This is a genomic window from Streptomyces coerulescens (assembly GCF_042657965.1).
GTDB classification, from domain to species: domain Bacteria; phylum Actinomycetota; class Actinomycetes; order Streptomycetales; family Streptomycetaceae; genus Streptomyces; species Streptomyces coerulescens.
On sequence record NZ_JBHSKM010000008.1, the window covers coordinates 363,934 to 377,479 of the forward strand.

At 70.7% G+C, this 13,546-nt stretch carries 14 protein-coding genes; 11 read left to right on the forward strand and 3 right to left on the reverse strand.

The genetic code is table 11. The annotated features are described in order from the left end of the window. The first annotated feature begins 11 nt into the window (after nucleotides 1-11). Genes ACFPQ9_RS16000 through ACFPQ9_RS16010 form a run of 3 tightly spaced genes read left to right on the forward strand, consistent with a single transcriptional unit; the run spans nucleotide 12 to nucleotide 2,265 of the window. Complete coding sequence (locus ACFPQ9_RS16000) at nucleotides 12-878, forward strand: hypothetical protein (protein ID WP_380853187.1); 867 nt, start codon at nucleotides 12-14, stop codon at nucleotides 876-878. Beyond that, nucleotides 878-1,162: a PqqD family protein gene (locus ACFPQ9_RS16005; RefSeq protein WP_380853189.1), complete on the forward strand. Its 285-nt coding sequence runs from the start codon at nucleotides 878-880 to the stop codon at nucleotides 1,160-1,162. Before ACFPQ9_RS16000 ends, ACFPQ9_RS16005 begins: the two co-directional genes overlap by 1 nt. A gap of 44 nt (nucleotides 1,163-1,206) precedes the next feature. Further along, nucleotides 1,207-2,265, forward strand: a complete 1,059-nt coding sequence (locus ACFPQ9_RS16010) for a diiron oxygenase (RefSeq protein ID WP_380853191.1) — start codon at nucleotides 1,207-1,209, stop codon at nucleotides 2,263-2,265. 22 nt (nucleotides 2,266-2,287) lie between these two features. Here ACFPQ9_RS16010 and clpX read toward each other — a convergent pair whose 3' ends face one another. Further along, nucleotides 2,288-3,568: an ATP-dependent Clp protease ATP-binding subunit ClpX gene (gene clpX / locus ACFPQ9_RS16015; protein ID WP_380853193.1), complete on the reverse strand. Its 1,281-nt coding sequence runs from the start codon at nucleotides 3,566-3,568 to the stop codon at nucleotides 2,288-2,290. A gap of 191 nt (nucleotides 3,569-3,759) precedes the next feature. Between clpX and eno the strand changes: the two genes are divergently transcribed. Continuing rightward, on the forward strand, nucleotides 3,760-5,040 hold the full coding sequence (gene eno / locus ACFPQ9_RS16020) for a phosphopyruvate hydratase (protein WP_380853195.1): 1,281 nt from the start codon (nucleotides 3,760-3,762) through the stop codon (nucleotides 5,038-5,040). A 1-nt stretch (nucleotide 5,041) separates the two neighbouring features. Further along, entirely contained in the window at nucleotides 5,042-6,106 is a 1,065-nt protein-coding gene (locus tag ACFPQ9_RS16025) for an aminotransferase class I/II-fold pyridoxal phosphate-dependent enzyme (protein WP_380853197.1), read from the forward strand. Nucleotides 6,107-6,134: 28 nt separating this feature from the next. On the opposite strand, the gene ACFPQ9_RS16030 is transcribed toward ACFPQ9_RS16025, so the two are convergent. After that, complete coding sequence (locus ACFPQ9_RS16030) at nucleotides 6,135-6,413, reverse strand: HPr family phosphocarrier protein (RefSeq protein ID WP_380853199.1); 279 nt, start codon at nucleotides 6,411-6,413, stop codon at nucleotides 6,135-6,137. Beyond that, nucleotides 6,397-6,789, reverse strand: a complete 393-nt coding sequence (dhaM, locus tag ACFPQ9_RS16035; protein WP_380853200.1) for a dihydroxyacetone kinase phosphoryl donor subunit DhaM — start codon at nucleotides 6,787-6,789, stop codon at nucleotides 6,397-6,399. Before dhaM ends, ACFPQ9_RS16030 begins: the two co-directional genes overlap by 17 nt. Before the next feature lie 56 nt (nucleotides 6,790-6,845). On the opposite strand from dhaM, the gene ACFPQ9_RS16040 reads away from it, so the two are divergent. The 6 genes from ACFPQ9_RS16040 to ACFPQ9_RS16065 all read left to right on the forward strand — a co-directional run bounded on the left by ACFPQ9_RS16040 (nucleotide 6,846) and on the right by ACFPQ9_RS16065 (nucleotide 13,534). Continuing rightward, nucleotides 6,846-7,622 carry an IclR family transcriptional regulator gene (locus ACFPQ9_RS16040; RefSeq protein WP_380853202.1) on the forward strand — a complete coding sequence of 259 codons (777 nt, stop codon included), beginning with the start codon at nucleotides 6,846-6,848 and terminating at the stop codon, nucleotides 7,620-7,622. A 389-nt stretch (nucleotides 7,623-8,011) separates the two neighbouring features. Further along, the gene (gene dhaK / locus ACFPQ9_RS16045) at nucleotides 8,012-9,001 is read left to right on the forward strand and encodes a dihydroxyacetone kinase subunit DhaK (protein WP_380853204.1); all 990 of its coding nucleotides are present in this window, start codon (nucleotides 8,012-8,014) and stop codon (nucleotides 8,999-9,001) included. Between the two features lie 42 nt (nucleotides 9,002-9,043). Next, on the forward strand, nucleotides 9,044-9,685 hold the full coding sequence (gene dhaL, locus ACFPQ9_RS16050; RefSeq protein WP_380853206.1) for a dihydroxyacetone kinase subunit DhaL: 642 nt from the start codon (nucleotides 9,044-9,046) through the stop codon (nucleotides 9,683-9,685). A 119-nt stretch (nucleotides 9,686-9,804) separates the two neighbouring features. Further along, nucleotides 9,805-10,281 carry a transposase gene (locus tag ACFPQ9_RS16055; RefSeq protein ID WP_380853208.1) on the forward strand — a complete coding sequence of 159 codons (477 nt, stop codon included), beginning with the start codon at nucleotides 9,805-9,807 and terminating at the stop codon, nucleotides 10,279-10,281. A gap of 260 nt (nucleotides 10,282-10,541) precedes the next feature. Then, a complete protein-coding gene (locus ACFPQ9_RS16060) occupies nucleotides 10,542-11,591 on the forward strand; it encodes a helix-turn-helix transcriptional regulator (RefSeq protein WP_380853210.1) in 1,050 nt (349 codons plus the stop codon). 29 nt (nucleotides 11,592-11,620) lie between these two features. Beyond that, entirely contained in the window at nucleotides 11,621-13,534 is a 1,914-nt protein-coding gene (locus ACFPQ9_RS16065) for an FAD/NAD(P)-binding protein (protein WP_380853212.1), read from the forward strand. Nucleotides 13,535-13,546: the final 12 nt, after the last annotated feature.

Genomic DNA, 13,546 nt, shown 5'->3' on the forward strand with positions numbered 1-13,546 from the left:
GGTGCGGTTCGGTGGAGAAGGCGACCGCGCGACAGACCCCGGTGCCCAAGCCCGGGGACACCCTGGTGCACGGCCCGTGGGAGACGTCCGCACTGCGCACGACACTGCTCGACTGTCTGGAGGCGCTGGAGAACCGCAACCTGCTGCCGGCCGATCATGTCGCCGTGCTCTGTGTCGGTTCCGTCGCCCGCGGCTGGGCGAACGACCGCAGCGACTACGACTTCAACGTCATCGCCCACGGCCCCTGGCAGGGCCCGAGCGTGCGGACCATCCCCGTCCCGCTGTGGCCGGCGTGGGTACCGGCGGTGGTGGAGTACGTCGACGGGCGGCGCTGGGAGATCAAGTACTGGCTGGACGTCCAGGTGGACCAGATGCTCGCCAAGGTGGCCTGGGACCGGTTCGACGAGGGCGCCTCGACGGCCCGCGCACTGACGGACGCCGAGGAGCTGTTCCTGGAACGGCTCGCCTCCTGTCTGACGCTGAGTGGTCTGTCGTGGGTGCGCAGCAGGCGGCAGGCGCTGAGCAAGACCGCGTTCCGGGCCTTCGTGACGACCAGGTCGCTGACCGAGGCCGACTCCTCGATCGAGGACGCGCTCGGGCAACTCGCCGCCGACGACATCGACAGCGCGGTGCTGTCCGCCCGCAAGGCCTTCGGTCATGTGGTGGACGCGCTGCTGGAGAGCCACGGCGCCTACGGCTCACCGATCCCCAAGTGGCGTGCCCGGCGGCTGCGTGAGGTGGGGCCGGAAGAACTGCCGTACGAGGACTACTGGGCCGTCGAGACCATGCGCGACTTCGACCCCCGGGCGCCCGGCGCCTGGGTGAAACGCACCGTACAGCGGTGCAGGGACCTGTCGATCGAGGTGGAGATTCACTGATGGGGGAACTGGAATTGACCGCGGGCAGCGTGCTTCAGCGCCGGGTGGAGGCCCGAGCGCGCAAGTACCGCGGCAAGTTGTACGTCGCGGTGCAGGACCAGGCGCTGGAACTGGACGAGGTCGCGCAGGGCATCTTCCGCCGGATCAACGGCGTCTCGACGCTGCGGGAGATCGCGGCCGAGCTCGCCGAGGAGTACGGCGTCCCGACCGACGAGGCGACCGGCGACACCGTCGACTTCGCGGCCCAGCTGCTGGAGCACGGCGTCGTGGAGGTCGTTCGGTGATACAGGGCGTTCCCGGCCGTCGGCCGTTGTGAGAGGGAGACGGCATGTGCGGGACCGTGGGGATGTTCGTCGGCTGCTCGGCGTTGTCGTACTGTCCGCGTCGGCTGCTGCGGGGGCCCGACGGCACCGCCGATGCCGAGGAAGGGCAGGACGGCGAGGAGGAGACGGCCGACGAGCCGGAGTACCGCAGCCCGTTCCGCAACTGGTACGAGCGTTCCAGTGTGCGCAGCGCCCCGCGGCGGATGCTAGACGACGACGGTGAACGGGGGCTGCGGCTGTTCCCGCCGGATCTGGTGCCCGTGACCCGGCATCCGCTGGTGCGCGCGCTGCCGGAGGAACTGTTCCAGGAGGTACTGGTCCAGCATCTCTACCGGTACCTCGACTTCACCGCGAAGCTCGAGTACCTCGTCGTCAACCGCACGGTGCTCGGCATCGCGCACGGCTCGGTCGGGGTCGTCGTCCCCGAGGCGATGCGCCTGGACGCGTACAAGATGTACTGCGACGAGGCGTACCACGCGCTGTTCTCGGCGGACCTCGCCGTCCAGGTGCGACAGGCGACCGGCATCCGCCCCCGGCTGCCCGACCGGCCGTTCTTCCTGCGCCGGCTGGAGGAGATCCTCGACGAGCTGCCGACGGCCGACCGGCCGCTGGCGGAGCTGCTGTTCGTGATCGTCTCGGAGACCCTGATCTCCGCGAGCCTCGCCGATGTTCCGCAGCGGCACGAGGTGGCGCCCGCGGTCACCGGGACGATCCGTGACCACGCGATGGACGAGGGCCGGCACCATGCCTACTTCGCCCATTTCCTGCAGCGTCTGTGGGCGTCGCTCGGTCCCGCCGAGCGGTGCGTCGCGGGCCGGCTGGTGCCGCGGCTGATGGATGCCTTCCTGCGTCCCGACCTCGACGCGCTGCGCGCGGAACTGGCCGGCTACGGGCTGTCGAAGGACGACGTCGAGCAGATCGTCGCCGAGGTGTACACGCCCGAGGTGCTCGCCGATCACTCGCGGGCGACGTCCCAGCAGACCCGCCGCTACTTCCGGGACCTCGGTGCCTTCGACGACCCGGTGGCGCAGTCGGAGCTGGCGGCGTACGGCCTGCTCGACTGACGCCGCCGGCGCGTGCCACGGCTCAATCGCCGCTCACCGAGCCGTCCTTGCGGATCAGCAGCGGGTCCTCGCCCTTGAGGATCGTGCGCTCGGTCACCGTCACCCGGACCACGTCCGCGAGGGACGGCACGTCGTACATCACCGACATCAGCGCCTCGTCGAGGATGGCCCGCAGGCCCCGGGCGCCGGTGCCGCGGCTGATCGCCTGGTCGGCGACCGCCTCCAACGCCGCCGTCTCGAACTCCAGGGCCACACCGTCCAGTTGGAACAGCTTGCGGTACTGGCGCACGAGTGCGTCCTTCGGTTCGGTGAGGATGCGCAGCAGGGCCTCGCGGTCCAGCAGGCCCACCGAGGTGATCATGGGCAGCCGGCCGATCAGCTCCGGGATCATCCCGAACTTCACCAGGTCCTCGGGAGTGACCTGGTCGAAGAGGTCGTCCGACGCGGCTTCCTGCCGTGAGCGCACGCTGCCGCCGAAGCCGATGCCCTTCGCCCCCGTCCGTGCCTCGATGATCTTCTCAAGTCCCGCGAAGGCGCCCCCGACGATGAAGAGGATGTGGGAGGTGTCGATCTGGATGCCCTCCTGGGCGGTGCGGCTGCGGCTGCCGGCGACCGCTCCGGTTCCCCGGTTGGGCGGCGACACCGTGATCACCGAGCCCTCCAGGACCTTCAGCAGCGACTGCTGGACCCCCTCGCCGGAGACATCACGTGAGACGGCCGGGCCCTCCCCGCGGCGGGCGATCTTGTCGATCTCGTCGATGTAGACGATGCCCGTCTCCGCCTTGCGCGGATCGTGGTCGGCGGCCTGGATCAGCTTCAGCAGCATCGCGTCCACGTCCTCCCCCACGTACCCGGCCTCGGTGAGTCCGGTGGCGTCGGCGATGGCGAAGGGCACGTCGAGGATGCGGGCCAGGGTCTGGGTGAGCAGGGTCTTGCCGGAGCCCGTGGGGCCGAGGAGCAGGATGTTGGACTTCGCCAGTTCGACGTCGTCGTCGGCCGGCACGGTGGGCCGCACTCGCTTGTAATGGTTGTACACGGCGACGGAAAGGGACCGCTTGGCGCGTTCCTGGCCGACCACATAAGTGTCCAGGAAGGCCCGTATCTCACGTGGCTTGGGAAGTCCTCCGGCGAGGCCTCCCGCACCCTTCCCTATTCTTGCTTCGGTGACGACTTCGGCGCACAGTTCGACGCAGCCGTCGCAGATGTGCACGCCCGGTCCGGAAACGAGCTTAAAGACTTCGTCTTGTCTCTTCTCGCAGAAGGAGCAGGTGAGTTGGGAGCCGAGCGAGCCCGCGACGGTCATCTGGTGAATCCCTCCGAACGGTTGGTGAAATCTTCGTGCGCGCCGAACCGGCGGACGGCACGGATCAATTGAGTAACACACCGCTCAATCGCACGTATGGGTAAGCGCTTTGAATAGTGAGACACCCTTCGCGTCGCTGCCGCAACCATGGCAGGATGAGGGCGACCGAATCAATGTGTTCGAGGAGTCGCATGACCGCCGTATCGGGAATCGTTGCTCGTGAAATCGTCGACAGTCGTGGCAATCCGACGGTCGAGGTCGATGTCACGCTGGAGGACGGCTCGTTCGGCCGGGCCGCGGTGCCGTCCGGCGCGTCGACCGGCGCCAATGAGGCGGTCGAGCTCCGGGACGGCGATGGCGGCCGGTTCCACGGCAAGGGCGTACGCAAGGCCGTCGACGCGGTCAACGGACCCGTCGCCGAGGCGCTGCGCGGTCTCGACGCCGAGGACCAGCCGCTGATCGACGAGACGATGATCAAGCTGGACGGCACCCGCAACAAGGGCGCTCTCGGCGCCAACGCGATCCTCGGTGTCTCGCTCGCCACCGTGAAGGCGGCCGCCGCGGCGCACCGTCTGCCGCTGTACCGCTACGTCGGCGGGGTCGGCGCCCGCGTCCTGCCGGTGCCGATGATGAACATCGTCAACGGCGGTGCGCACGCCGACAACCCGATCGACTTCCAGGAGTTCATGATCGCGCCGGTGGGCGCGGACAACTTCGCCGAGGCCGTGCGCATGGGTTCGGAGGTCTTCCACACCCTGCGCAAGGCGCTCTCCGACGCCGGGCACAACACCAACGTCGGTGACGAGGGCGGTTTCGCCCCCAACCTGCGCTCGGCCGACGAGGCGCTGTCCTTCGTCGTCCGCGCCATCGAGCAGACGGGTTACACGCCCGGCGACGACATCTGTCTGGTCCTGGACCCCGCCACGTCGGAGTTCTTCCGCGACGGGGTGTACGACTACGCCGGCGAGGGCGTGAAGCGCTCCGTGGAGGAGCACATCGCGTACCTCGGTGAGCTCGTCTCGCGCTACCCGATCGCCTCCATCGAGGACGCGATGGCCGAGGACGACATCGACGGCTGGAAGCAGGTCACCCGCGAGCTGGGCGGCAAGATCCAGCTCACCGGAGACGACGTCTTCTGCACCGACGTGGAGCGTCTGAAGGACGGCATCAGCGGCGGCTACGCCAACTCGATCCTGGTGAAGGTCAACCAGATCGGCTCGCTCACCGAGACCCTGACCACCGTGGAGACCGCGCACAAGGCCGGCTACACCGCGGTGATGTCGCACCGGTCCGGCGAGACCGAGGACACCACGATCGCGGACCTGGCGGTGGCCACCAACTGCGGGCAGATCAAGACGGGTTCGCTGTCGCGCTCGGACCGCACCGCCAAGTACAACCAGCTCATCCGGATCGAGGAGGAGCTCGGCGCGCAGGCGATCTACCCGGGCAACAGCGTTCTGCGCGTGCGCTGACGTGCCCCTCGCCATAGGCTCCTACGACAAGGTGCCCGATCTGTCCGACGGTTCGGGCCTGCTGAACCTGGCCTGGACGCAGGACGAGCGGGACCTGTTGACCGTGGACGTCATGGCGACGGTGTCCGCGGAACTGGCGGGCGAGGTCGCCGAGGAACTGCCGTTCGTCGGTGACTACCTGGTCAAGGATCCCTATGGCGAGGCGGTGCTCGGCACCGCGGTCGCGGAGTTCTTCGGCCGCCCGGGCTGGGCGGCGTCCGTGACCTGCGGTGCCGGGGTCGGGCCGCTGCTGCACGGGCTGAGCCTGCTGGCCGCGGGCGGCACCGTGGAGGTCGTGACCGACGTCTACCCCGACTACCCGCACTGGGTGACCCGGGCCAGGGGCCGCTGTGTGCCCCATGGTTCGGGTCACCGGGGTGATGTGCTGCTGCTGGAGCGGCCCGCGCTCGCCGACGAGCGGTTCGCCGGTCTCGACGCGGTGCGGGACCTGTGCACGGCGGCGGCGGACCAGGGGGCGGCGGTGCTCGTCGACGAGTCCAACGCCAACTACCTCCCGCCGGACTTCAGCGCCGCGAACCTCTGCCCCGAGGTGCCCAATCTGATCGTGGTGCGCGGACTGTCCAAGGCGTACGGCCTCGGCGGTGTCCGGCTGGGCTACTGCGTGGCCTCCGCCGCCATGACCGAGGCCGTCCGGGACGCGGTGTGCCCGCTGGGCCCGTCCTCCCTGTCGCTGCGCATCGCCCGCGGTGTCCTCGCCCTCGGCGATGTGACCTCCGCGCTGCGTGCCGAGATCGCCCGGGCCAAGCCGCTCGTGCGCGGTCTGCTGGCCGGGGCGGGTATCCCGGATCCGGTCCCGGCGGCGACCGGGCTGCCGTACATCCTCTTCCCGCACCGTCCGCAACAGGCCGTGCGGTTGCTCGGGGAGCGGGGCGTCCAGGCGAAGGTCCAGCCGGTGTGGTCGGCGCGGACGGGGCGGCTCACCGAGGTGGGGCGGATGAGCGTGCCCCTGCGCCAGGACAGACTGCGCGGTCTGCGCACCCGCCTGGGCGGCGACACGGACCGTTGAACCGCCGTGCGGCAGGCCCTCCTCGTGGCTATGGCGTCGTCGTCAGGATCTCGGAGAGGGCCTCGGTCGCCTCGGTCGCGTCGGGGCCCTCGGCGACGAGGTGGACGGACGAGCCGGCCCGGGCACCCAGGGCCATGAGGGCCAGGACGCTGGTGGCGGAGGCCGAGCGGCCTTCGTGCTCGATGCGGACCACGCCGGTGAAACGTGCGGCGGCGGTGGCGATGCGGCCCGCCGGGCGGGCGTGCAGGTCCTCCGGCAGGACGACGGACACACGGCAGCCGGAGGGGGATTCAGAACTTGCGGACACTGCGGGCCTCCTCTGCGCTCATGAGCACGGTGGCCAGATCGGCCCCGCCCGCCGCGGCGACGGTGGCCGCGACGGCGCCTTCCACGAAGGGCACGTCGGCGATGACGGCGTCGTGGCGCGGATGGTCCTCCAGAACGGTACGGGTCATCAGCACGGCGCTGCCCAGGTCGGGTACGACGACGAGACCGGCCCCCGAGTCCGCCTTCTCCAGGGCTTCCCGGATGAGGCGGTAGCTGGTGCCGATGCCGCCCCGGTCGTCGCCCCCTGCGACGGCCACGGGCACGTTCGCCGCCCCGATCTGTCCGACCAACTCGGCCACTCCCGCGGCGAGCTCAGCGCTGTGTGACACCAGTACGATGCCTACGGACTGGTTCATGAACAGGTAGATTAGATACAAGAACAGCGTTCAGCAATACCGAACAGAGGTAAATAGTGGTCGAGTCGGTCAAACGCGCTGTCCGCATCCTTCAGGAGCTCACCGGAGCCGCGCCCCGGCTCGGTGTCACCGAGCTCGCCGAGCGCGTCGGCATCTCCAAGTCAGCCATCCACGGGCTGCTGCGCACGCTGGAGTCGGACGGCCTCGTGATCCAGGACGCCGAGTCCGGCAAGTACCAACTGGGCCCCGCCCTGGTCACCTTCGGCAACGCCTATCTCGACACGCACGAGCTGCGCACACGCGCGGTGACCTGGTCGAACCTGCTGGCCGCACGAACCGGCGAGGCGGTCTGGGTCGGCGTTCTGGTGGATGACGAGGTGATGGTCGTCCACCACGCCTTCCGTCCCGAGGGCGTGGTGCAGACCCTGGAGACCGGCGCCACCCTGCCCTGGAACACCAGCGCCCTCGGCAAGGCCGTCGTGGCCTTCTCCCCCGAGGAGCTGCAAAAGCGCCTGCTGGCCGGCCCCCTGGCCGCGCTGACCGGGCGGACGATCACCGAACAGGCCACGCTCGCGGCGCAGTTGAAGCAGGTCACAGAGGTGGGCTATGCGCTGGAGAACCAGGAGGCGACCTTGGGCGACGCGGCGATCGCGGCCCCCGTCTTCGATCGCTCCGGTGCCGTCGCCGGCGCCATAGGTGTGATCGGTCCCGTCGAACGGCTGCTGGAGGACGAGCGGCGGCAGACATACGCGATCACGACCCGCGAGACCGCCCGGAACCTCTCTCGCGAACTGGGCGCCCTACGCGTCGGCGGACGCCCGTCTCCGGCCTGACCTGGATGTTTCTCCGGGCCACACCAGGCCCGTAACGGTCCCACACCACGACTCCCCCGTCGCCGGCCACACTGTCACCGGGCGGTCACTCCGCGGTGCCCGTGGCCTGAAGAATTTCTGTCGAGAACACACGCTCGACGGCATTACGCTCGACACTACCCCGCCGCGTCGGCACCCAACCCCGGAACGGTGCCGTCAGCTTGAGCAGGTCTAGTCCTTGTCGGCCCCACCCCTTGACGAGCCCGGTTAGCGGACCCTAATTTTCCGGCAAGTGTTCTCCAATAAAGAACAACGTTCGCGCCATCTGTGTTAGACAGAAACGGCGTTCGACTGAACGGAGCATGGCGGGCCGGTCCTCGGCCCAGCGGCCCACGGGGGAGGTGGCCACCATGAAGAAACTGATCAACTCTGCCGACAGCCTGGTGACCGACGCGCTGCACGGCATGGCGGTCGCGCATCCCGGCATCCGTGTCGACCCCGTGACCCGCATCGTCACGAGGGCGGGCGGCCCGGTGCCCGGCAAGGTCGGCCTGGTCTCCGGCGGCGGCTCGGGGCACGAACCGCTGCACGGCGGATTCGTCGGCCGCGGCATGCTCGACGCCGCGGTACCCGGCGAGGTGTTCACCTCTCCCACACCGGACCGCGTCCTGGCGGCGCTGCGCGCCGCGGACTCCGGCTCCGGCGTCCTCCAGATCGTCAAGAACTACAGCGGTGACCGGCTGAACTTCGCCATGGCGGCCGAACTCGCCGAGGACGAGGGCCGCACGGTACGCACGGTCGTCGTGGACGACGACGTCGCCACCTCCGACAGCGCCACGGGCCGGCGTGGCACCGGTGCCACGGTGTTCGTGGAGCGGATCTGCGGCGCGCTGGCCGAACAGGGCGCCGATCTCGCGGCCGTGGCCGAGGCCGGCGAACGCGTCAACGCCGCCTCCCGCAGCATCGCCCTCGCGCTCACCCCCTGCACGGCACCGGCGGTCGGCCGCCCCGGCTTCGAACTCGGTCCGGACGAGATCGAGTTCGGTGTCGGCATCCATGGCGAACCGGGCCTGCGCAGAGAGCCGCTGCGCCCCGCACATGAGCTCGTGTCCCAAGCCCTGGAGCCACTGCTGGCCCAACTCCCGCCGGGCGGTCCCTCGATCCTCGTGCTGGTCAACGGTCTGGGAGCAACCCCCTTGCAGGAGCTCTACGTCGTACTGAGTGAGGCCGCCGGCGTACTGGGGAAAGCCGGCCTGACGATCACGCACTCCCTGGTCGGCAACTACGTCACGGCACTGGACATGGCCGGCGTTTCCCTCACCGTCTGCCGGGTCGACTCCGGCCTGCTCGACCTCTGGACGACCCCGGTGGACACCCCCGCCCTGCGGTGGGGGTGCTGACGGGTGAGCACGAGCCGCAGAACACGAAAAACGGGAGGACCGTTGGACTCCGCAACCACGCGGATATGGCTGCGCCACGCCGCTCTTCTCATCGACCGGGAGAAGGACCGGCTGACCCGGCTCGATCTGGCCATCGGCGACGGTGATCACGGCGTGAACATGCACCGGGGCTTTTTGGCAGTGACGGCCGAACTGGACCAGAGACACACCGAACGAGACATGACGGCGGGGAAGTTACTCGTCGGCGCGGGCAACACCCTGGTGTCGAGCATCGGCGGGGCTTCGGGGCCGCTCTTCGGCAGCTCCTTCCGGGCCCTGGGCAAGACCCTGGACGGGCCCGGACCCGAGGACGAGGGCCACCGGTTCGCGGAGGCGCTCACCGCGGCGAGCGACAGCATCCACCGGCTGGGCGCCGCACAACCCGGCGACAAGACCATGTACGACGTGTACCGGCCGGCCTCCGAGGCCTTCGCCCGGGCGACCGGATCCGGCGGCGGTCTCGCTCTCGCCGCGCGCGCCGCGGCCGACGCCGCGGAAGAGGGCGTACGAGCGACCGAGCCGATGCAGGCCCGCCGGGGCCGCGCCTCCTACCTGGGACTGCGCAGCGTGGGCCATCAGGACCCGGGCGCGGCCTCACTCGCACTGATCTTCCGCGCACTCGTGAATGCCCTGGAGGCCAAGTGACCCAGCGCCCGCAGACGGTACCCCCACTCCGCCGCAGGAGCGCTTCCTCAGCGACCCGACAACCACAGACGCCGCAGGCCACCGCGCCCGGTGCCGGACGTTTCGCCTGGCTGACCCCGATGATGCTGTGGCCGCTGGCCCGCCACTATCTGCCGCGCCCGGCGCAGCGGCCACAGGGCGGCGGCACCCAACGCGCCGACGACGAGGCGATGTTCGCCGCGATCGTGTACGTGCTGGTGAGCGGCGTGCCCTGGCGGGCGCTGCCCAAGACGTTCGCCGTGTCCTGGCAGAACACCCACCGCCGCTTCACCCAGTGGAGCGAGGCCGGGCTGTGGGACCGTATCCGCGAGTCGTCCCGCCGGCAGCAGATGCCGGTGCAGATGCGGCAGTGGGCCGACATGATCGGTGAGCTGGCCGAGGAGCGGCTGCACCGCACGGCGCCTCCGGTGGAGCGCCCCACGGTGGCCACCGGGCGCGGTACGGGCCTCAACCCCGGCATCAGGGTGCATCAGCCGGGCGACTTCACCGTCCGCCTGTTCGGGCCGGGCCGGACCACGGAGCGGCAGCAGAGCCGGGCGCTGCGCCAGGCCCAGTAATTCGACCGGGCTGCCGACGGGCGCCTTTGGACAAGCCGACATGTCCAAAGGCGCCCTTTCCCATGCCCTGGCCAGGGAAAAGGAAAACACGACCAGTGGAGACAACACCGGCCACGTGAGACGGTGTCAGCACCCCTCGCGACCAGCGCAAACGGCCTCCATGCAGGGCGTATTACCAACCCTTGGCTTGCTGTTGTAATTCGCCGCTCATTAGTGTCTGGCGGGAATTATGTGAAAGTCAGGGGGAAAGGGAACCGAAGGTGTCAGTTCTGCCGAGCGAACGAAAAGAAGAACCGCGCCGGCAGGGACCGAGGTCCACGCTCGGCGACGAGGAGCGACGGCTGTACGCACTGGCGCTGGACCACCGTGCCCCGCTCTCCGGCGAGGAACTGCGCCGGCTGTCGGGGCTGGGCCGCGCCACCGTTGACGCCGCGCTGCGCCGGCTGCTGAGCCTCGGGCTGCTGTCCGTGGACACCGAGTCGCAGCGGCTCGCGGCCGTCTCGCCGGACACGGCCCGGCTGCGGGTGCTGGCCCCGGCGGTCCGCGAACTCGACAGCATGCAGCAGGAACTGGACCTGGCCCGGCTCCTCTACGACGATCTGGCCACCGTGTACCAGGGCAGCATGCTGCGCCCCGGCCGCCCCATCGCCCTGGAGGAGTTGCACGGCGCCGAGGCGGTGCGCTCGGCGCTGACCGCGCTGGCCCGCGACGTCACCGACGAGCTCGTCGTCTCGCGGCCCGGTGGCGCACAGAGCGGGCCGGCACCGCAGGAGCCACGGCCGGTCGTGGACGACCTGCTGGCCCGGGGGGTGCGGGTGCGGTCGCTGTACCAGCACACGGCGCGCTTCCATCGGCGCACGGTCGACGAGGTCGCCCGGCTCACCGCCCGGGGCGCCGAAGTACGCACCGTCAGCGGCGGTTTCACCCGGCTGACGGTCTTCGACCGGCGGACCGCGGTGATCGAGCTGCCGGACGTGCCGGACGGCGCGGTACTGGTCCGGGAGCCGAGCGTGGTCGCGTTCGCCCACCTCGCCTTCGAACAGGTCTGGGCGGGCGGCACGGTGTTCGGCACGGAGTACGACCCCGGTGTCGTGGAGGAGACCACCGAGCAGGTCAGGGAGACCATCATCAGCCTCCTCGTGGACGGGGTGGAGGACAAGGTGATCGCCCGCCGGCTCGGCATCTCGCTGCGCACCTGCCAGCGGCACATCTCCGAGATCATGCGCCGCCTCGGTGCCCGCAACCGGCTGCACGCCGGATATCTGCTGCACCGGCGGGCGCTGACCCTGCAGGGCAGGGCCGCGGGCTGATGCGACGTCAGCGGACGGATGACCGGCCGATGGCTGCCTTCGAGGGAAAGGACGGTGCCGTGGCGACGGTGGCGATCGTAGGGACCGGACCGCGCGGCATCGCGGTGCTCGAACGGCTCGCGCACCATCTCTCCCGCGGTGTCCGGGCCCGGCGCCCCCGGGTGGTGCTGCTGGACGGAACGCAGTTGGGCGCGGGGCGCGTCTGGCGCACCGACCAGCCGCCGTGGCTGCTGATGAACACGGTGGTGGGCGAGCTGACCATGGCGCCCGAGGGCGACTCGGTGTGCCCGCTGCCGTCGTTCTCCGCCTGGCTGCGCGGCCGCTCGGGGCCCGAGTACACGGAACTCGGACCGGACGACTACGCGCCGCGCCGGATCTACGGCGAGTATCTGCGGCACGTGTACGCACAGGTGGTGGACGCGCTGCGCGAGCACGCCGATGTCACCGAGGCGGTCGGCCGGGTCACGGCACTGACCCGGACCGGCGACCGGTACGAGCTCCAGGTCGGCGCCGACGACGCGACCTGGCAGGTCGAGGCCGACGCCGTCGTCCTGGCCACCGGGCACAGCCCGGCCGTACCGCGCGACCGCGTGGGCGAGTTGGCCCGGGTCGCCGAGGCGTACCCGTGGCTGCTGCACTTCGCGGGGGACGCCGTCGCCGAGTTCGAACTCGACGCGATTCCGGCCCAGGCCGACGTCGGTGTCCTCGGCCTCGGGCTCTCCTTCTACGACCTGCTGCTGTCGCTCAGCGTGGGGCGCGGCGGCGAGTTCCGCCGCCGCAACGGTGTGCTGGAGTACGAGCCCAGCGGCAAGGAGCCGGTGCTGTACGCCGGTTCGCGCAGCGGGGTGCCGATCGGCACCCGGGGCCACAACCAGAAGACCGCCGGCGGCAGCTTCCGGCCGCGGCTGTTCACCCAGCGGACGCTGGCCCGGCTGCGGGAGAGGGCGATCCACGAACGGGGCTCGGCGCGGCTGGACTTCGCCGCCGAGGTGCTGCCGCTGCTGCGCGCCGAGATCGACCTCGTGCGCTACGAGACCCTGGTGCGGGAGCGGGACGGCGAGGAGGCGGCCCGGCGACTGGCCGCGGCTCTGGTCGCGGCCGGCCCCGACCGGAGCACCTGGCCGACGGTGCTGGCCGCCCACGGCGCGGCGGACGCGGCCCCGCTGGACCTTCAGCGGCTGGCCCGGCCGTTCGCGGGCCGCCAGTTCGCCTCGCCCGAGCAGTACACGCGGGCGGTGCACGCGTTCCTGGCGGAGGACCTGGCGGAGGCGCGGCTCGGCAACGCCCGCGGGCCGCTCAAGGCCGGGCTCGACGTCATCCGGGACGCCCGCGACCTGCTGCGGGCCGCCGTGGAGTACGACGGCCTGACACCGGGCTCGCCCGGAGAGGACTTCTTCCGGGACATCGCGCCGATGCTGTCGCTGATCTCCACCGGGCCGCCGCCGTTACGCACCGAGCAGTTCCTCGCCCTGTCCCGCGCGGGTCTTGTCCGGGTGGTCGGCCCCGGCGTGCGGTTCGGCTTCGACGCCGAGCGTGAGCTGTTCACCGTCGAGTCCGACGCGGTCACCGGTTCGCTGCGGCACGTCCAGGCCGTGGTCGACACCCGTATCCCGGCGCCCCGGCACGGCCAGGGCGGCGATCCGCTGCTGGGCCGACTGGTCGCCGACGGCGTCGCGGCCACCTGGAGCGCCGGACGATCCGACGGTGCACGGTACGGCGACCCGGGCAACGCGGCGGCGGGGCTCTGGGTCGGTGCGGCCACCGGACGCCTTCTCGACCCGTCCGGACGCCCCGCCGAGGGCCTGTACGCCACCGGCATCCCGACCGAGGGGCTGCGCTGGTTCACCCAGATCGGCAACGGCCGCCCCGGCAGCCGCACCGCCTTCCATCGCGAGGCGGACGCCCTCGCCCTGGACGTCGTACGCCGCCACATCCAGGACTGAGTCCACCCGCAC